Genomic DNA, 18,608 nt, shown 5'->3' with positions numbered 1-18,608 from the left:
GGGGATGCGCCAACGGTGACCGAGCGTCGCCGGTCGCCGAACCGGCGGGTACCCGGATTCGATCCGGGGCCGAGCCGTGTCGTGGTCGTGATCACCGCACCGCAGGCTGTACCGAATGCGAACTGGGGTCTTCTTGCGCTGGCTGGCGCATCCGCTGAGCGTCGGCGCCACCGCGGTGCTGCTGCTCAACGACCACGTGCTCAAACCGGCGTGGCCGGGGCTCGTCACCGGCAAGCTCAGCGACGTGGCCGGGCTGGTGGCGGCGCCGCCGGTGCTCGGGCTGCTGCTCGGCCTGTTCTGCGCCGCCCGGACCGGGGCCGCGGCCTCGGTGCTGGTGACCGGCGCCGGGTTCGCGCTGGTCAAGCTGACCACCGTCGGCGCCGGGGTCGCTTCGGCGGCGTGGTCGGTGGTCAACGGGCCTTCGGTGGTCCTGGCCGATCCGGCCGACCTGGTCGCGCTGCCCGCACTGGGCCTTTCCTGGTGGGCCTGGCGCCGGGTGACGGCCGCGCCGCCCCTGCCGGCCGGCCTGGCGTTCCGGGTGCGGGTGGTGGTCGTGGCGCCGTTCGCGGTGCTGGCGATCACCGCGACGTCGGCGCCCATGGACACGACCCAGGCGGTCGAATCGGTGAAGACCGCCGGGTCCCAGGTGGTGATCGAGGCGGCCGACGGGGTCTACGCCTCGTCCTCGGGCGTCGACGGCTGGAAGCTCGTGTCGCCGGTGCCGTCGCCGTCGGACTCCTCGGCGCCGCCGCCGAAGCGGCAGGCCGAAGCCTGCGTGCCCGACGTGGCCGCACACTGCTACCGAGTGCGCGGCACCGCCGATCTCGACAACCAGGGGAGGCTGCCGAGTGGCGGCCGGCAGCCCGGCGTCGACGAGACGACCGACGGCGGCCGGACCTGGCACACCGCCTGGGAGCTGCCCGCCGCCCGGTGGGAGTTCGTCCTGCGCCAGCACCCGTTCCCGGCCGAGGTGGTCAATCTGTCCAAAGTGGGCAGTGCCGAGGTGGCCGTCCGGACCGTCCCGGGTGGACACGAGGTGCTCGTCGCCAACGGGGTGGAAGGGATGCTGGTCCGCGGCGCCGACGGTGCCTGGCGCCAGTTCCCGGTCGTGCTCCCCGAGACCGGGCTGGACATCCGGCCGGCTCCGCTCACCGCGTTCGGCCGGGTGATCGGGGACGGCGTCATGAACGCCGGGCTGTTCACCGTGCTCGCGCTGCTGATCGGCACGACGGTGGCGGCCGGCCGGGTGCGCCGCAGACTCGGGCGCGGGTTCACCGCCGTGGTTCCCCTCGTCCTGCTCGTCGTGCTGAGCCTCCCGGTCCTCGGCGCGGTGGCGTTCTTCACCTCGGACTCCGGGATGGCGACGGGCCCTTGGCTGGTGACCGTGCTGTGCCTGGTCGGCATCGGCGCCGGGCTCGCACTGGGGCAGCCGCTCCTGCACCGGCCGCGCATGACCGCCGTCGTCGCGGCCGCCGTCCTGACCGGGCTGGCGTACACCGGACCTCTGCTGGGCTGGACGGTGGGGCACCCGCAGGACCACGACGCGGCCACCGGCCTCGGCCTGATCCTCGCCGCGGTCTGCCTGCCGCTGATCGTCGCGGCGGGCTGGCGGGCCGGCGCCCGCGACCCGGCCACGCGGCCGGTCGTGGTGGATCCGCCGTGGCCGTCCGGGCCGCCTTGGCCGGTGGGCCCGCCCGGCCCGCGGCAGGAGTCCTAGCGCGTTGCGCACGCCCGAAACGAGGCGTCAGGCGACTTTGGCCTCGTGGACGATCGTGACCACGGCAGCGGGGTCGGGCACGCTGATCGTCACGTACCGGCCGGTGCGCAGGACCAGCCGCACGACGGGGCCGCCCCGGACGGTGAAGTGGGTGTGGGTGGGGCTCCACGAGTTGCCGAAGAACAGGCACCACAGCGGGGACAGCCGGGTCACCTCGGCGCGGTCGATCTCGTCCAGCCGGTAGGTGCGGCGTGGCCAGCCGAACGCGCCGCAGTGGACCGAGACGCCGTTGGGGCCCGCCGTCGTCCGGACGCTCAACCCGGTCACCCCGGTGAGGAGCACCGCGAAAGCAGCCACCAGCAGGGAGGTCACGATGTTCGGCGAGTCGAGCCAGCTGCCCTGCGACATGCCGGCCAGTGCCAGCAGCGGCGCCAGCACAGCCACGCCGAAGACGGCCACCAGCGGCCAGTTCGTCACGCGTCCCGTGTAGATCGCATACCGGCCGGAGCCGGGGAATGCCGTCATGGGGCACCGTCCTCTCGACTGTCAGGTCAGCTTCTCGATGAGGCGAAGCAGGTCGTGCCGGCCCAAACCGTGCCGGCGGGCGACGGTGACGAGCGCCTGCGCCGCCTCGGTGACCGGAGCCGGTTCCGTGACGGCCGAGGCGACCCGGGCCCCGCGGCCCCGGCGGAACTCCAGTACGCCGTCGTCGCGCAGCTGCCGGTAGGCGGCCAGCACCGTGTTGCGGTCGACCGAGAGGGCCTGTGCCAGCTCGGCCGCCGGTGGCAGCTGCTCGCCGACGGCGAGTTCTCCCGAAGCCACCCCCCGCCGTACGCACGCCATGATCTGGCGTGGCAACGCCTCTCGCGAGGAGTGATCGACTTCCCATCTCATAGTGCTAGTATTATTAGCACCATCCGAGTGCGGCGGTCAACGTCCCCGGCGCGGATCCGCGCTACCGGGATCCGGCGAGCCGTCCCCACAGTGACGCCACGAAGATCGAGACGGTCAGCAGCGCGACGCTGCCGGCGACGTCCAGGACGTAGTGGTTCGCCGTGCCGAACACGACCGCCGCCATCAGCACCGGGAACGACCACGCCGACCACGCCAGCCGCGGGTGGGTGTCCCGGAGCGCGTACCAGACCGCATATGCGCACCACAGCGACCAGCCCACGTGCATGCTCGGCATCGCGGTGTGGTGGGTGGGGTGCGTCCAGCTCTCCAGGCCGAAGGGGTCGTACCGGGCGACGACGTCGACCGCGCCCGGCAGCGCGAACCGCGGCGGCGACATCGGCACCGCCCAGTAGACGGGCAGGACCAGTGCCGTCATCGTGACCATCGTCCGGCGGACGTGGCGATAGGCCCCGGCGTGCCGGAGGAACACCCACAGGAGCACGCCGACCACCACCACGTAGTACAGCCGGTACACGTACACCGCCAGGTGGCCGAGGAGCGGATGGCCGGCCAGCCAGGTGTTCGCGCTCAGCTCGATGTCCAGGTGCGCCGCGCTTTCCACGGCCTGCAGGGCCTGCGCGTTGGCGTCTGCGGCCGCGAAGTCCTTGCCCACAGCGGCGTCGAGCCGGGTGAACAGCAGGAACCAGAGCAGCAGGAAGACGAGTTCGACGAGCGCTCCGGGGCGCCCGCCGGCACCCCGGAGGAGCGCCGTCTTCACGCCGGCAGGGTCCGCCGCAGGAACTCCGTCGTCAGCTCCCACGCCCGGGCCGCCGCGCCGGGGTGGTGGAACATCGGGGCCACGTGGTTGTGGAACGCGTGCCCGGCGTCCTCCTGCACGTGGATTTCCGCGCCCGGGTGGGCCGCCACGGCCGCCTCCACCGCGGCCACGTCGGACCGCGGGATGTAGGGGTCCTGTCCGCCGAAGTGGAACTGGATCGGGCAGTCGACCCGGGACAGCCCGTCGATCTGCTCCGGCACCCTCGAGCCGTAGAACGACACCGCCACGTCGGGGTCGCCCTCGACCGCCGCGGCGAACGCCATCGAGCCGCCCAGGCAGAAGCCCAGGACGCCCACGCCGCCGGTCACCGACGGCAGCGAGCGCAGGTGGCCGATCGTGGCCAGGACGTCCGACAGCCCCAGCGCCGGGTCGAAGGAGGCCGCCACCTCCGACGACGCCGCGACCCCGGCTTCGTCGTGCGTCGACGACCACCCCGGCGCCGTCCGCCAGAACAGCTCCGGGATCGCCACCACGTACCCCATGGCGGCCAGGTCCGCGGCGACCGAGCGCAGGTAGTCGTCCAGGCCGAAGATCTCCTGGACCAGCACCAGACCGGGGCCGCGGCCGGACGGGGGCTGCCGGATCGGGATGTCGTTCAGGACTGAATTCCTCACCCGATCACCGTACTGGTTCCGCGGCCTCGGGCGTCCTAGGTTGAGGTGCCGACCAAGGAGGTTCGATGGCTGAGCAGACCAAGTACGTCCTGGACGAAAAAGACCTCCCCACCCAGTGGTACAACGTCATCCCCGACCTGCCCGAGCCGCCGCCACCGCCGTTGCACCCCGGCACGCGCGAGCCCGTCGGCCCGGACGACCTCGCGCCGCTGTTCCCGCAGGCGCTCATCGCCCAGGAAGTGACGACTGATCGCTATGTCGACATCCCGGAGGAAGTGCGGGAGGTCTACCGGCTCTGGCGCCCGTCGCCGCTGTTCCGGGCGCGACGGCTGGAGAAGGCGCTGGGCACCCCCGCGCGGATCTACTACAAGTACGAAGGCGTCAGCCCGGTCGGCTCCCACAAGCCGAACACCGCCGTGCCGCAGGCGTTCTACAACGCGGCCGAGGGCGTCACGCGGCTGACCACCGAGACCGGCGCCGGCCAGTGGGGGAGCGCGCTCGCCTTCGCCTGTGCCCAGTACGGGCTGGAGTGCGAGGTCTGGCAGGTCCGCGCGTCCTACGACCAGAAGCCCTACCGCAAGCTGATGATGGAGACGTTCGGCGCGACCGTCCACCCGAGCCCGTCCGAGCTGACCGAGTCCGGCCGCGCGATCCTCAAGCAGCACCCCGATTCCACCGGCAGCCTCGGCATCGCCATCAGCGAAGCCGTCGAGCAGGCGGCGCAGGATCCGGACGCGCGGTACGCGCTGGGCAGCGTGCTCAACCACGTGCTGCTGCACCAGACGGTGATCGGCGAGGAAGCGCTCAAGCAGTTCGAGCTGGCCGGCGACACGCCGGACGTGCTGGTCGGCTGCACCGGCGGCGGCTCGAACTTCGGCGGGCTCGCTTTCCCGTTCCTGCGCGAGAAGCTGGCCGGCCGGATGGACCCGGTGATCCGCGCGGTCGAGCCGGCCGCGTGCCCGTCGCTCACGCGCGGCAAGTACGCCTACGACTTCGGCGACACGGCCGGGCTCACGCCGCTGCTCAAGATGCACACGCTCGGCCACGAGTTCATCCCGGACCCGATCCACGCGGGCGGGCTGAGGTACCACGGGATGTCCCCGCTGATTTCGCACATCTACGAGCTCGGCCTGATCGAGGCGATCGCCATCGGGCAGCAGGAGTGCTTCGCGGCGGGGGTGCGGTTCGCCCGGTCCGAAGGCATCATCCCGGCCCCCGAGCCGACCCACGCACTCGCGGCGTGCATCCAGGAAGCGTTGCGGTGCAAGGAAACCGGCGAGGAGAAGGTGATCCTCACGGCGTTGTGCGGCCACGCCCACCTGGACTTGCCGGCGTACGGCGCCTACCTCGCCGGCGACATGGTGGACGACGAACTGTCCGACACGGCCCTCGAGAAATCGCTGGCGACGCTGCCCTGACCCGCTTAGAGCGCGTCGGGGATTTCCGGGCGGGTGAGCTCGGTGCGGGCGGTCGCCAGGACCACACGGTCGCGGCCGCCCGCCTTGGCCTCGAACACCGCGTCGTCCGCCGCCTGCAAAAGGATCGTGTACTCCGTGGCCGTTTCCGGGTACACCGCCGCGCCGATCGAGGCCGTCAGGCCGCTGATCACCTCGGGCTTGCCCGGGCGGACCACCGGGACCGGCACCTCGATCCGGGCGATCGCCGTGCGGATGCGGTCCGCGACGGACGCGATCTCCGCGCTGGTCGTGCCCGGGAGCAGCACCACGAACTCGTCGCCGCCGAAGCGGCCGACGTAGTCGCCGCCACGGACCGAGCCCTGGATCGCCGCCGCGACCGCGCGCAGCACCTCGTCGCCCGCCAGGTGGCCGTTGCCGTCGTCGATGGCCTTGAAGTGGTCGATGTCGATCATCAGCACGCCGGCCGTCGAGGACAGCTCCGCCGCGCGGGCCAGCTCGTTGCGGGCCAGCTGGACCCAGAACTCCGGCGCGAGCAGCGCCGTCTTCGAGTCCGTGCGCGCGGCCGCCTGGAACTGGGGGAGTAGCAGGCCGATGTGCAGCGCCACGGGCGTCACCATGAGCACCGGCAGCAGCCACGGCCGGACCGTCATCACCAGCGCGATCCCGCAGCCGACGCCGACTGCGGCCAGCACGATCAGCACGTCCGACGGGTTGCCGAACGCCTGCCGCGGTGGCTTTCCCGGGTTGCTCATCAGAATCGCCACGATCACCAGCATGTAGTTCAGCCCGAAGTAGACGATCCCGGACGTCAGCAGCGCGAGCATCCCGCCGAAGCCGTCCAGGTACGGCACATAGGGCGCCACGTGCCCGGTGCCCGCCCACAACACCGCCCCGGCGGCCGTGCACGCGAGGATTACCGTGGCCCCGGAGAACACTTTCCGGTGAATCACGCCCCGCCGTTTGTAGACGCGGACCCAGGAATGGGCATAACTGACGACGATGACCAGCGTGGCCAGCGGCGGGGGCAGCAGGAGCAGCCCGGCGAAGATCCAAATCGACTGCAGGTGCATGTGCGGGCGGCCGTCGGCGGCCAGCTCGCGGATGCGCTCGATCCGTTGCGCCGCTTCGAGGTGCACGACCTCACCGGCGAGGATCAGTCCACACCAGAGCAGCGACGAGGTGGTGATCGGCACCAACGCGGCCGTCGAGAGGACCGCGATCAGCGCCAGTGCGTCGACGATGAGGACGTAGCCGAACACCGGAGTGGCCAGCTTCCACATCGCCCACGTTCGGATACCTGATCGTGGACGTTCTGAGCTGGGCTTTCGCCCTTGGGACCCGGACAATCCCACGAAACGCCCTTCTGTTCAGGACGGAACTCTTCGCGGAAATCGTCACTGTAATCGAATGACCGCGGTGTGTCACTAGGCCGGTCAGGCTACGGTCCGATCACGCACCGTGCAACTTCCCCTCACAACCAGGAGAACACCATGTCGCACTTCCTGAACGGCAGCAACATCGTCCCGTCCCGCCGCCGCGCGCAGCGGCCGACCGACTGGACCCGCCAGCTCCCCACCGACTGGACGCGGGCGATCCCGACTGACTGGACCCCGCGGCAGCTGCCGACCGACTGGACCGCCCGCGCACTCCCCACCGACTGGACCGTGCGCGAGCTGCCGACCGATTGGACCCGTCCCGGCGTCGCGCCAGCGCTGCCGCAGTGCCCCACCGACTGGACGCAGTCCTGAAAGTCCTGACCCGTGCCCGGTGACCGGCGTCCGCGCCGGTCACCGGGGTGCCGGCTGCGCCCGCCGCCACAGCCGGGCCGCCCCGAGCGCCGCCACCACGCCGATCGCGCCCGCACCCGCGACGACGCCGTGCGGAGCCGCCCGCTCGGCCGCCAGCCCCGCCAGCACCACGCCCAGGCCCTGCGACACCCGCAACGCCGTCAGCGCGAACCCGAACGCCTGCGCGCGCTGCGCGTCCGGTGTGAGCTGCACGAACGTCGTGTTCGCGATCAAGTTGTACGAACTGGCCACTCCGCACAGCGTGAACAGCGCCAAAGTGGCCACCAGGTCCGGTTCCAGCGCGCAGCCGAGCAAAGCCGCGCACGCCAGCGCCGCGAGCGGCCCCAGCAGCCGGCCCCGCTGCGCGGGCGGGATCCGCGACAACGCGGTCATGCCCAGCACGTTCCCCAGCGCGAACGTCCCGAGCAGCAGCCCGACGACCACCGGGCCCCCGCCGAGCTCGGCGGCGTACGGGGCGGCGATCGCCTCGCCCGCGATGTAGCACCCCGAGACGCACCCCAGTGCCACCAGTGCGAGCCGCCGCCGGTCGCCGGCCACGACCGTCCAGCCCGCCCGGACGTGCGGCCACCAGCGGACACCCGAGGTTTCCCGCGGCGGCCGCGGCAGGACGCCGGAGACCAGGAACAGGGCCGACACCGCGAAGCTCGCCGCGTCCGCCATGAGGGCGCCACCGGTGCCGAGACCGGCCACGAGCAGCCCGCCGAGCGCGAACCCGGCGACCTGGCCGGCCTGCACCAGCATCATCAGCAGGCCCATCCCGGGCACGAACGTCTCGCCCGGCAGCACCTGCGGCAGCAGCGCGGCGCGCGCCGAGTTCCAGACCGGGTTGAACAGCTGGACGCCGACCAGCAGCGCCGCGACGGCCGGCAGCGGGAGCCCGGGCAGCGCCATCACGGCCACCGCGAGGGCCCGCAGCAGGTCGGACAGGACCATCACCGCCCGCGGCGGGTGCCGGTCGGCGAGCCCGGCCAGCAGCGGCCCGCCGACGAGGTCCGGCAGGAACGTCAGCGCGTAGGTCAGCGCGGCCCAGCCCGGCGAATTCGTCCGGTCGTAGACCAGGATCGACAGCGCGACCCGGGCCAGCTGGTCACCGGTGACCGAAACCAGCTGCGCCGCGAACAGCGCCCGGAACTCGGTCACGGCGAGGACGTCCCGGAAGCCTGCCGCGCGCAGTTTCATGGGCACTCAGGGTACCGTTGCGGACGCTCAGGGTGAACGTCCGTTCGGAGGTCACTGGCCTTCGCCGCACACGATTTTCGGCTGCGGGTTGTAGTGGACCGTCCGGGTCGACCGGCCGACCTCGCGGCCGGTGGCGGCGTCCTTGAGCACGCGGGTGTTGCTGGTGGTGAACCCCGGCGCGCCGTTCGAGGGGTGGCAGTTCTCGGCGGGCCCGGGCTTGGTCGGGGGTTCGCTCTGGTTGGTCTGGGCGCCTTCGATCGACTCGACGGTGTAGCGCTTGGTGCCCCACAGCTTCACGGTGATCGACGACGGCGTCCAGATCGTCTGGATCGCGATGCCGGTCGGCGAGTCGTTGGTGAACTTGAGGTCGATGACGCTGGAGCCGTTGGGGTTCTGGAACACCGTCGCCTCGCGCGCGGCGGGGTAGCGGCTGATGTAGTAGCTGTGCTCCTTGTGCCCCGCGTCCTTCAGTCCCGCGAAGTAGGCCGCGTTGTACAGCGTGGTCGCGAACTGCGAAATGCCGCCGCCGACCTCGCGCCCGGGGGCGCCGTCCTTGATCACGCCCGCCTCGACGTAGCCCTGGGCCGTGCCGCGGGGGCCGGTGAAACCGTTGAGGCTGAAGGTTTCGCCGGGCTTGACGATGGCGCCGTTCACCTTCTGGGCGACGACCCGGATGTTCACGCCGGAGTCGGCCGCGAACTTCTGGGTGGTGAACTCGCCGACGACCTCCTTGATGCCGAGCTGGTTCGCCTGCTCGGTGGTCACCTTCGCCGGGCTGTCCTTGTAGACGGCCGGGACTTCGCGGCCCTCGGTCTTCTTCAGCACGTCGGGTAGCGGCTTGAGGCTGGGGTCCCAGTCGATGGTCCGTCCGTCGGTGGAGGGGTCGACCGCGGGCTTGCCGCCTTCGAAGACGACGGTCGCGTCCTTGCCCTCCTTTTCGGTGGACTTCAGCTGCGGCCCGGCGGCTTCGGCGATCTTCGCGTTGTCGATCTTCGGGTTCAGCCCGCCGCCGTCGGCCGGTTCGAAGGTGATGGCCGCGGCGATCGCCTCCGGCTTCACGGTGGCGACCTTGCCGTCGCCCTTGATCAGCAGCGGCCCCGACACGGCGGGCCGCGCGAAGCCGTCGAGTGCCGCCTGGACGGCTTCCGGCGTGGTGCGGACCGGCGTGCTGGTCACCGGCAGCACCAGCGTTTCCCCGCTCGCCCACTTCTCCACGACGGCGGCGGTCGCGGCCGGCACGTCGAGCTTCTGCCCGGTCTTCGGCGGCACGGCGACCGGGTTGGCGCCCTCGAACTTCACCGTGCCCTCGACCGGCTCGCGGTCGACCTGGCCGCGCAGCGACTCCAGCGCGCCGGTGAGCTTGGCGTTGTCGGCGTGGCTGACCACGCCGACCTCGCGGCTGGAGAACAGCGAAGACAGGCGCGTGAAGGGGTTCAGCGGCTGCTCGCCCGCCTGGTCGAGGGTCTGCGGCCAGTCGAGCTTCAGCCCGGCGAGCGTCGGCGCCAGCGTGCCCTGGTACTCGCCCGCGGTGACGGCGAGCGGGCGCGTGAGCCGCGGCTCGATCTTCCCGCGCAGCTCCTGCTCGGCCGCCTCGCGGCCCATCCCGCCGACGTCGACGCCGGCGACGGTCACCCCGCGCGGGACGCTGCCCTGGCTGATCAGGATGTCGATCCCGTAGATCGCGACCAGCACGCCGAAGACGCCGCCCGCGATCAGGCCGGCCTTGCGGAAGGAGCGCTTCGCGGCGGGACCCGGTTCCGGCTGGGGCCGGACGACCGGGAGGACGTCGGTCTGCTCGCCGTGCGAGTCGGGCCAGTGCGGTTCGTACGGCAACTCTCCACCCCTTCGACGCGGCACCGGGTTGCGTCGGTGACGGGAACAGCGTACGGGGCACCCGGACAAGCCGTACGACTCGCCCTAACGGGGGATGAATCGGTCACGAGTCCTGACCCGAGGAGCACTTTCACAGGGAAAGCTCCACTTTGCAGCGCAAAGCGGAACTTTCATAGGGAAAGTGCCGTCGAAAGGTCAGCGGGCGTCGGGTTCGGGGTTGTGGCCGGCGCGGGCCAGGAAGTCGAAGTCGCAGCCGGCGTCGGCCTGCGTGATGTGTTCGCTGTAGAGCGCACCGTAACCGCGTTCGAACCGCGGGGCCGGTGCGGTCCACTCCGCACGCCGTCGCGCCAGCTCCTCATCGGACACCTCCAGCCGCAGGGTCCGGGACGGAACGTCCAAGGTGATCAGGTCGCCGTCGCGGACCAGCGCCAGCGGGCCGCCGACGTGCGACTCGGGGGCCACGTGCAGGACGCAGGCGCCGTAGCTGGTGCCGCTCATCCGCGCGTCGGAGATCCGGACCATGTCCCGGACCCCCTGTTCGAGCAGGTGGGCCGGGATGGGCAGCATCCCGTACTCGGGCATGCCGGGGCCGCCGAGCGGGCCGGAGCCGCGCAGCACCAGCACCGAGTCCGCGGTGATCGCCGGGTCGTCGATCCGCTTCTTGAGGTCGGGGTAGTTCTCGAACACGACGGCCGGGCCGGTGTGCGTCAGCAGGTGCTCCTCGGCCGCGATGTGCTTGATGACCGCGCCCGAGGGCGCCAGGTTCCCGTGCAGCACCGCGACCCCGCCCTCGGCGGCGACCGGGTTGTCCCGGGTCCGGATGACGTCGTCGTTGTGCACCCGCGCCGGTTCGAGGTTCTCGCCGAGAGTGCGGCCGGTGACGGTGAGGCGTTCGGTGTGCAGCAGGTCGGTCAGCCGCGACAGCAGCCCGGGCAGGCCGCCGGCGTAGTAGAAGTCCTCCATTAGCCAGTCGCCGCCGGGCCGGATGTTCGCCAGCACCGGCACGCGCCGCGCGATCGTGTCGAAGTCGGACAGGCTGACCGGGATCCCGCTGCGACCGGCCATCGCGATCAGGTGGATCACGGCGTTGGTCGAGCCGCCGAGCGCGAGCACGGTGGTGATGGCGTCGGCGTAGGCCCGCTTGTCCAGCACCTGCGTGAGGGTGAGGTCTTCCCAGACCATGTCGACGATCCGGGCGCCGCTGGCCGCGGCCATCCGATGGTGCGCGGAGTCGACGGCGGGGATCGACGCCGCACCCGGCAGCGTCACGCCGAGCACCTCGGCGGCCGAGGTCATGGTCGACGCCGTCCCCATGGTCATGCAGTGCCCCGGTGACCGGGCCAGCCCGCGCTCCAGTTCGGACAGTTCGGCGTCGCCGATCAGCCCGGCGCGCTTGTCGTCCCAGTACTTCCACATGTCGGTGCCGCTGCCGAGGACCTCGTTGCGCCAGTGGCCGCGCAGCATCGGCCCGGCGGGGACGAAGATCGCGGGCAGCCCGGCGCTGGCCGCGCCCATCAGCAGCGCCGGCGTGGTCTTGTCGCAGCCGCCCATCAGGACGGCGCCGTCGATCGGGTAGGACCGCAGGATCTCCTCGGTCTCCATGGCGAGGAGGTTGCGGTAGAGCATGGGAGTCGGCTTCTGGTAGGTCTCCGACAGGGTGGCGACCGGGAACTCCAGCGGGAAGCCGCCGGCCTGCCAGACGCCGCGCTTGACCTGTTCGGCGCGTTCCCGCAGGTGCATGTGGCAGGGGTTGATGTCCGACCAGGTGTTGAGGATGCCGATGACCGGTTTGCCGAGGTGCTCTTCCGGGTTGTAGCCGAGCTGGCGGCTGCGGGCGCGGTGGCTGAAGGTGCGCAGTTCGTCGCCGCCGAACCACCGGTGGCTGCGGAGTTCCTCGGGTTGCTTCATGCGATCCAGTATGGCATCTGATATACGATCTGCCTGGCCTGGTTGAATGGGTTCCGACACTACCGAGGGAGCGCGCCATGACCGGGACGTTCAGCCTGCCCGCCTCCCGGACCGAAGTGGTCCTGGAGGAGATCCGCCGCGGCATCCTGACCCGGGAGCTGGTGCCCGGCCAACCGCTCGTCGAAGCGGAGCTGGCCGCGCGGCTCGGCGTGTCGAAGACCCCCGTGCGCGAGGCGCTCAAGGTGCTGTCCAACTCCGGGCTGGTGACGTTCAGCCCGTACAAGGGCGCGTCGGTGATCACGGTCGACGCCGAGCTCGCGAAGTCCGTCTACGACGTGCGGACGGTGCTCGAACCCGAGGCCGTCCGGCGGACCGTCGAGCGGCACGACCCCGAGCTGCTGGAAGACGCGGCCGAGGCGCTGAAGGAGGCGTCGACGGCCATCGCGGACAAGGACCAGGCCGCGCTGAGCCTGCTGAACCGCCGGTTCCACCGCGCCCTCTACTCCGGCTGCGGCAACCCGCTGCTGGTCAGCATCCTCGACGACCTCAAGGACCGCGCGGCGCTGATCAGCGTCGTCGGCTGGGAGGCCAACCCCAGCTGGAAGAAGGAGTGGACCGAGCACAAGGCGGTTCTCGCCGCGGCGAAGAAGGGTGACGCCGAGGGCGCGGCCGCGCTGCTGCGCGACCACATCGGCGGGTTCCTGGAGCGGGTGCTGAAGGCCATCGGATGAAGCTGCTGCTGATCTCCGACACGCACCTGCCGGCCCGCGCCCGCGAGCTGCCGCCGCAGGTGTGGGCCGAGGTCGCGGCCGCCGACGTCGTCGTGCACGCGGGCGACTGGGTCGAGGTCGCGCTGCTCGACGAGCTGGAGGCGCGCAGCAAGCGGCTGATCGGCGTGTACGGCAACAACGACGGCCCGGACCTGCGGGCCCGGCTGCCCGAGATCGCGCGGGCGGACCTGGACGGCGTGCGCCTGGCGGTGATCCACGAGACGGGCGCCAAGCAGGGCCGCGAGCAGCGGTGCGACGCGCAGTTCCCGGACACCGACGTGCTGGTCTTCGGCCACAGCCACATCCCGTGGGACACGGTGACGCCGTCCGGGCTGCGGCTGCTCAACCCGGGTTCGCCGACCGACCGGCGTCGCCAGCCGTACTGCACGTACCAGACCGCCGTGGTGCGCGAGGGTGCCTTGGTGGACGTCGAGCTGCATCAACTGCCCCGGAGGGGGTAGACAGGTCCCATGGATCCGGCATGGGCGTTGCGGGAGATCGCGTTCCAGCTCGAACGCGCGGGTGAACCGACCTACCGCGTCCGCGCGTTCCGCAACGCGGCGGCGACCGTCGACAAGACCGGCGCCGAGAAGCTGGCGCAGATGGCGGAGAACGGCACGCTGACGTCGTTGCCCGGGATCGGCAAGGCCACCGCGGGGGTGATCGAGGACGCGCTGGCCGGCCGCGACCCGGCGTACCGGGGCAAGATTGTCGAGAAGGAGCTGCCGGACGGGGAGCCGCTGCGGTCGGCGCTGCGCGGCGACTGCCACACCCATTCGGACTGGTCGGACGGCGGCAGTTCGATCGGCGAGATGGCGGTCGCGGGCCGGGACGTCGGCCACGAGTGGATGGTGCTGACCGACCACTCGCCGCGGCTGACGGTCGCGAACGGGCTGTCCCCGGACCGGCTCCGGACGCAGATGCAGATCGTCGCGAAGGCCAACGAGCTGATGGCGCCGTTCCGGTTGCTGCACGGAATCGAGGTCGACATCCTCGACGACGGTTCGCTGGATCAGGAGGAGGAGCTGCTGGGGCAGCTGGACTTCGTGGTGGCGAGCGTGCACTCGAAGCTGCGGATGCCTGCGCGGGACATGACGCGCCGGATGGTGGCGGCGGTCCGCAACCCGCACGTGCGGGTGCTGGGCCACTGCACCGGACGGCTGGTGGTGGGCCGCGGGCGGCCGGAGTCGGAGTTCGACGCGGAGAAGGTGTTCACGGCGTGCCGGGAGAACGGGGTCGCGGTGGAGATCAACTCGCGGCCGGAACGCCTGGATCCGCCGATGCGGTTGCTGCGGCTGGCCGCGGAGATCGGGTGTGACTTCACGATCGACAGCGACGCGCACGCGCCGGGGCAGCTGGATTGGCTGGGGTACGGCTGCGAGCGCGCGATCAAGGCGGGCATCGGGCCGGAGCGCATCCTCAACACCCGGACGGCGGACGCGCTCCTGACCCGATGACGCCAAACGCCCCAATGTGGCCTTCGGTGCGTCTGACGCACCCAAGGCGGCCTTCGGTGCGTCAGACGCAACCAAGGCCGCCTTGGGGCGCATGGGTCAGTTGATCGTGTACGAGTCGCCGTACACCTTCCACTTCAGGGGCGTGTGCAGGTCGAAGTTCCCTTCGTTCAGGAACTTCAGCTGCTCGGTGTCCACGCGGGAGGTGTCCGCGTGCGCCTCCTCCTGCTTCATGATCACCTTGCGCGCGGCGAAGAACGCCTTGAGGTACGTGGCTTCGTCGCCGCCCTGGGCCGGGGTCTTCGCCTTCTGCATCGCCGTCCTGCGGATGCCGCCGAAGCTGTCGGAGCTGGTGCCCGGGCCGTGCATCACGATGGCGTCGTAGTAGGCGAACTGGCCGAGGTTGCTCAGCCCGTCCGACTTGCCCTGGCTCACCGACGGGTTGAAGTAGACGCGGTCCCGCTCGTTGTTCTGCGCCGTCTGGAACGCCGTCGTCGCCGCGGCCTGTTTCCATGCGCTCTCGAACGCCGAGCCAAGGCCCGCGTGCGAGTCCGTGCCGTTCACCTTGCGCAGCGCGGGAAGGAACTTGGCGAGGGGGTTGTCCGGGACCGAATTCGTGTACGCCTCGACCAGTTCGAGCATGTCACCGGTGCCCGAACAGAACCCGATGATGCCCGCGGTGTAGCCGCGGCCGTCACCGATGTCCTCGATGTACTTGTACTGCGCTTTCCAGTCCAGCGAGGAATTTTCCGCGCTGGAGACCAGCTTCATCGCGATTTCCTTCTTCGCCGGCGCCGAAAGGTCGCCGACGGCGAGCACGGACGCGCTCACCGGCGCCGGAGCGGCAGAGGAGAACGCGGGCGTGGTGATCACGAGGGCCGCGACGGACGCGGCGCCGAGCGTGCCGATGAGAACCGGCCGCAACTTCTTGCTCATGGGGAGGGGACCCTTTCCGCGGGATGCGCCGTCGGATCACGGCGATACGGGTGATGCGGGTGGAGCTGCGGCGTAGCGACACGGTAGTGAAGAGTCAGCGAGCTCCACAAGAGGCGGACTCCGTTCATGTTCGTGAACGGTCCAGACCACTTTTCGCGGGTCCGCAAAGGACTTCTCAGCGCGCCCCGGCGAACAGGCGGATGACGTCCGGCAGCACGGACACCGGGATCGTCGGGTCGATCGCGCGCTGGACGCCGAGCCCGATGCCCAGGCTGAGCAGGGCTGTCGCGGCGTCGTCGGCCGACATCGGGAGCGTGATCCCGAACCGCTCGGCGTACCCCGTGAGCAGGCCGGCGATGGTGTCGCGGATGGCCTTGTCGCGCGCGGCCAGCTCGGCGCGCACGTGCGGGTCGCGCCGCGCGTTCGTCGCGAACTCGACTTCCAGGGCGGTCCAGGCCTCGTCGCCGATGCTGCGCTCGGCCCAGGTCTGGAACGCCGTCAGCAGGCCTTCCATCCCGTCCGCGCCGGCCAGCGCCTCGGCGATCAGGGCGACCTGCTCGTCGTGGATGCGGTCGAGGACCGTGAGGCAGAGCTCGTCCTTGCTGCGGAAGTTCGAGTACACCGCGCCCTTCGAGTACCCCGCCTCGTCGGCGACCTTCTCCAGCGACGTCACCGTGTAGCCGTCGCGCAGGAAGAGCAGATTGGCGGTCTCGATCAGCTGCTCGCGGGTGCGTGCCTGGCTTTCCGCGCGGGTGAGTCGGGCCATGCGGGCACTCTAGCGAACTTCGGAATTGGGGTACCGATGGTTTTCGGATACTGTTAGTCTCCGAAAATGGAACAACGTCACTTCGCGGTCCTCGTCGTCGGTGCCGGGGCCTCGGGGCTGGGGGCCGCCATCCGCCTCACCCAGGCCGGCGTCGGCGATCTCGCCGTGCTCGAGAAGGCCGGCGCGCTCGGCGGAACCTGGCGCGACAACACCTACCCCGGCTGCGCCTGCGACGTCCCGTCCGCGCTGTACTCCTACTCCTTCGCGCCCAATCCCGAGTGGACGCGCGCGTTCGCGGGCCAGGCCGAGATCCGGGCCTACCTGCAGGACACGGCCGCGCGCTTCGGCGTCACCGGGAAGATCCGCTACGGCGTCGAAGTGACGCGTGCGCAGTGGAACCCCCGGCAGTCCCTTTGGGAGCTGGAGACGTCAAAGGGGCCGTACACCGCGCGGATCCTGGTCGCCGGCACCGGTCCCTGGCACGAACCGCTGATCCCGGACCTGCCGGGGCTGGCCGGGTTCCCCGGCGAGGTCTTCCACTCCGCGCGCTGGAACCACGGCTACGACCTGGCCGGCAAGCGAGTCGCGGTGATCGGCACCGGCGCGTCCGCGGTCCAGTTCGTCCCGGAGATCGTGCCGCGCGTGGCGCGGCTGCACCTGTTCCAGCGCACCGCGCAGTGGGTCCTGCCGAAGCCGGACCACCACGTACCCGGTGTCGAGCGGTTCCTGCTGCGGCGGTTCCCGGTGCTGCGGCGGGCGCTGCGCGGCGCCGAGTACGGCCTGATGGAGACGCTCGGGTTCGGCTTCCGGCACCCGTGGCTGCTGCGGCAGGTGCAGAAGATCGGGCTCGCCCACCTGCGGTTCGCCGTGCGGGATCCGGTGCTGCGCCGGGCGTTGACGCCGGACTACACGCTCGGCTGCAAGCGCCTGCTGATGTCCAATACCTACTACCGGGCGCTGACGCGGTCCCATGTGGACGTTCACCCGACCGCCGTGCGCGCGGTGGACGGTCCTCGCGTGCTGGGCGCGGACGGCACGTCGGCCGAGGTCGACGCGATCATCTTCGGAACCGGCTTCCACATCCTCGACATGCCGGTGTCGGCGCGGGTGTTCGACGCCGACGGCCGCAGCCTCGACGACCACTGGAAGGGCAGCCCGCAGGCGTACGCGGGGACGTCCGTGGCCGGGTTCCCGAACCTGTACCTGCTGCTCGGGCCCAGCCTCGGCACCGGGCACTCGTCGGCGTTCACGATCGTCGAGGCGCAGCTGCGGCACACGGTGGCGGCGGTGACCCGGACACTGCGTTCCGAGGGCACGTCGCTAGCGGTCCGCCCGGAGGTGCAGGCGGCGTTCAACGCGCGGGTCCAGGCGGCCCTGCCGGGCACGGTCTACCAGTCCGGCGGTTGTTCGAGCTATTACACGGATGTCAACGGGCGCAACAGCTTCAGCTGGCCGTTCTCGACGGGGCGGCTGCGGGCGGAGGTGGGGGCGTTCCGTGAAGCGGACTACGAGCTCGGTCAGTCCCACTCCCAGCACATCCCGTAGACCCCCGGCCGCGCGTCCAGCACCGCGATGTGACTCGTCCCGCTCGGACCCACCGGCAGCTCCGGCCGGGCAGCCCCTTCCCCCGCGTACCGATAACACCGCACCGGCACCGCCGCCGGGTCGAAGCACGCCTGCAGCACGATCTGGCGGGCCGGCGCGCGCACCCCGAACTGCAGGTAGTTCGTCTCCGGCGGCTCTCCCTCGTACGCGAACTCGAAGTCGAACACGTACGTCTCGCCCGCTCGCAGCGGGTAGTCGAACCGCAGTTCGCACGCCACCAGCTCGGACGCCGCGTCTCGGCGGACGCGGCCCGGGCGGCAGCAGTGCGTGGAGCTCAGCACCGGCTGGTGGCCGCCGCCGGTCTGGGGGCGGAAGAACGACACCCAGCGGTCCACTCCATCCGCTCGGCTGGTCACCACCAGCTCCGTGCGGACCGATCGCTCGGTGCGGTCCGCGCCCAGCGTCGCCCGCTGGTGGACCGACACCAGTGCGAGCCGGGCGTTGCCGTCGAGGTCGATGCCGTCGCAGGCCGCCAGTTCCGTCGGTTCGGAGCCGAGCGCGCTGGCCAGGCTCACCCCGGACGGCCACGGCTGCGCCCGGCGTTCCCGCGGCCGCGTCACCAGGCTGGTCAGCGCGTCCGCCGGCAAGTGCAGGCAGCTTTCGGCGACCGCCACCGCGTGCAGCGACCGGTGGCCCTCCGGGTGGCGGCGGCCCCGGCGCCAGTAGCTGAGCGTGGCCAGGCTGACCTGGGCGCCCCGCATCGCCATCCGCCGCTGCAGGGCCTCCAGGCTCAGGCCGCGCCGGCGGATCGCCAGGTCGAAGGCCTCGGCGAACGAGGCCGACGCTGATAACGCCTCCATCCGGGTAAGCATGAATACCGGACGCATCGGGCGCAACGAGGGCCTGCCACCAAAGTAGGTGGCAGGCC

At 71.2% G+C, this 18,608-nt stretch carries 18 protein-coding genes; 7 read left to right on the top strand and 11 right to left on the bottom strand.

The genetic code is table 11. The annotated features are described in order from the left end of the window. The first annotated feature begins 115 nt into the window (after positions 1–115). Positions 116–1,717 (top strand): hypothetical protein, encoded by a 1,602-nt coding sequence (locus ACFPLC_RS02595; RefSeq protein ID WP_378199049.1) that lies wholly within the window; start codon positions 116–118, stop codon positions 1,715–1,717. A gap of 27 nt (positions 1,718–1,744) precedes the next feature. On the opposite strand, the gene ACFPLC_RS02590 is transcribed toward ACFPLC_RS02595, so the two are convergent. The 4 genes from ACFPLC_RS02590 to ACFPLC_RS02575 all read right to left on the bottom strand — a co-directional run bounded on the left by ACFPLC_RS02590 (position 1,745) and on the right by ACFPLC_RS02575 (position 4,063). Next, positions 1,745–2,242 carry a hypothetical protein gene (locus tag ACFPLC_RS02590; RefSeq protein WP_378199052.1) on the bottom strand — a complete coding sequence of 166 codons (498 nt, stop codon included), beginning with the start codon at positions 2,240–2,242 and terminating at the stop codon, positions 1,745–1,747. Between the two features lie 21 nt (positions 2,243–2,263). Next, entirely contained in the window at positions 2,264–2,611 is a 348-nt protein-coding gene (locus ACFPLC_RS02585) for a GntR family transcriptional regulator (RefSeq protein WP_378199055.1), read from the bottom strand. A gap of 61 nt (positions 2,612–2,672) precedes the next feature. Then, on the bottom strand, positions 2,673–3,389 hold the full coding sequence (locus tag ACFPLC_RS02580) for a phosphatase PAP2 family protein (RefSeq protein WP_378199058.1): 717 nt from the start codon (positions 3,387–3,389) through the stop codon (positions 2,673–2,675). Then, entirely contained in the window at positions 3,386–4,063 is a 678-nt protein-coding gene (locus ACFPLC_RS02575; protein WP_378199061.1) for a dienelactone hydrolase family protein, read from the bottom strand. Before ACFPLC_RS02575 ends, ACFPLC_RS02580 begins: the two co-directional genes overlap by 4 nt. 65 nt (positions 4,064–4,128) lie before the next feature. On the opposite strand from ACFPLC_RS02575, the gene ACFPLC_RS02570 reads away from it, so the two are divergent. Continuing rightward, positions 4,129–5,481, top strand: a complete 1,353-nt coding sequence (locus ACFPLC_RS02570) for a TrpB-like pyridoxal phosphate-dependent enzyme (RefSeq protein ID WP_378199064.1) — start codon at positions 4,129–4,131, stop codon at positions 5,479–5,481. A gap of 5 nt (positions 5,482–5,486) precedes the next feature. Here ACFPLC_RS02570 and ACFPLC_RS02565 read toward each other — a convergent pair whose 3' ends face one another. Continuing rightward, the gene (locus ACFPLC_RS02565) at positions 5,487–6,761 is read right to left on the bottom strand and encodes a diguanylate cyclase (protein ID WP_378199067.1); all 1,275 of its coding nucleotides are present in this window, start codon (positions 6,759–6,761) and stop codon (positions 5,487–5,489) included. 210 nt (positions 6,762–6,971) lie between these two features. On the opposite strand from ACFPLC_RS02565, the gene ACFPLC_RS02560 reads away from it, so the two are divergent. Continuing rightward, positions 6,972–7,229 carry a hypothetical protein gene (locus ACFPLC_RS02560; RefSeq protein WP_191313696.1) on the top strand — a complete coding sequence of 86 codons (258 nt, stop codon included), beginning with the start codon at positions 6,972–6,974 and terminating at the stop codon, positions 7,227–7,229. 39 nt (positions 7,230–7,268) lie between these two features. Here the strand turns inward: ACFPLC_RS02560 and ACFPLC_RS02555 are convergent, their stop codons facing one another. From ACFPLC_RS02555 to araD, 3 genes are all read right to left on the bottom strand, one after another. Next, entirely contained in the window at positions 7,269–8,468 is a 1,200-nt protein-coding gene (locus ACFPLC_RS02555; protein WP_378199070.1) for an MFS transporter, read from the bottom strand. A gap of 51 nt (positions 8,469–8,519) precedes the next feature. Continuing rightward, positions 8,520–10,301, bottom strand: coding sequence for a VanW family protein (locus ACFPLC_RS02550; RefSeq protein WP_378199073.1), 1,782 nt, complete (start codon positions 10,299–10,301; stop codon positions 8,520–8,522). A gap of 195 nt (positions 10,302–10,496) precedes the next feature. After that, a complete protein-coding gene (araD, locus tag ACFPLC_RS02545; protein WP_378199076.1) occupies positions 10,497–12,209 on the bottom strand; it encodes an L-arabinonate dehydratase in 1,713 nt (570 codons plus the stop codon). Positions 12,210–12,286: 77 nt separating this feature from the next. On the opposite strand from araD, the gene ACFPLC_RS02540 reads away from it, so the two are divergent. Genes ACFPLC_RS02540 through ACFPLC_RS02530 form a run of 3 tightly spaced genes read left to right on the top strand, consistent with a single transcriptional unit; the run spans position 12,287 to position 14,436 of the window. Continuing rightward, entirely contained in the window at positions 12,287–12,940 is a 654-nt protein-coding gene (locus tag ACFPLC_RS02540; protein ID WP_378199079.1) for a GntR family transcriptional regulator, read from the top strand. Further along, the gene (locus ACFPLC_RS02535; protein ID WP_378199082.1) at positions 12,937–13,440 is read left to right on the top strand and encodes a metallophosphoesterase family protein; all 504 of its coding nucleotides are present in this window, start codon (positions 12,937–12,939) and stop codon (positions 13,438–13,440) included. The genes ACFPLC_RS02540 and ACFPLC_RS02535 overlap by 4 nt, the downstream gene beginning before the upstream one ends. A 9-nt stretch (positions 13,441–13,449) precedes the next feature. After that, a complete protein-coding gene (locus tag ACFPLC_RS02530; RefSeq protein ID WP_378199084.1) occupies positions 13,450–14,436 on the top strand; it encodes a PHP domain-containing protein in 987 nt (328 codons plus the stop codon). A 96-nt stretch (positions 14,437–14,532) separates the two neighbouring features. Here the strand turns inward: ACFPLC_RS02530 and ACFPLC_RS02525 are convergent, their stop codons facing one another. Both ACFPLC_RS02525 and ACFPLC_RS02520 read right to left on the bottom strand, forming a co-directional pair. Beyond that, entirely contained in the window at positions 14,533–15,369 is an 837-nt protein-coding gene (locus ACFPLC_RS02525; RefSeq protein WP_378199087.1) for a chitosanase, read from the bottom strand. A gap of 175 nt (positions 15,370–15,544) precedes the next feature. Next, entirely contained in the window at positions 15,545–16,135 is a 591-nt protein-coding gene (locus tag ACFPLC_RS02520) for a TetR/AcrR family transcriptional regulator (RefSeq protein WP_378199090.1), read from the bottom strand. A gap of 66 nt (positions 16,136–16,201) precedes the next feature. On the opposite strand from ACFPLC_RS02520, the gene ACFPLC_RS02515 reads away from it, so the two are divergent. After that, the gene (locus tag ACFPLC_RS02515; RefSeq protein WP_378199093.1) at positions 16,202–17,680 is read left to right on the top strand and encodes a flavin-containing monooxygenase; all 1,479 of its coding nucleotides are present in this window, start codon (positions 16,202–16,204) and stop codon (positions 17,678–17,680) included. Here ACFPLC_RS02515 and ACFPLC_RS02510 read toward each other — a convergent pair. Continuing rightward, positions 17,653–18,540, bottom strand: a complete 888-nt coding sequence (locus ACFPLC_RS02510) for a hypothetical protein (RefSeq protein ID WP_378199096.1) — start codon at positions 18,538–18,540, stop codon at positions 17,653–17,655. The two genes, ACFPLC_RS02515 and ACFPLC_RS02510, sit on opposite strands and share 28 nt — an antisense overlap. Positions 18,541–18,608 lie beyond the last annotated feature (68 nt).

Origin of the sequence: Amycolatopsis plumensis (genome assembly GCF_042652605.1) — a bacterium.
GTDB classification, from domain to species: Bacteria; Actinomycetota; Actinomycetes; order Mycobacteriales; family Pseudonocardiaceae; genus Amycolatopsis; species Amycolatopsis plumensis.
This window is presented reverse-complemented; position numbering and strand designations above follow the sequence as displayed.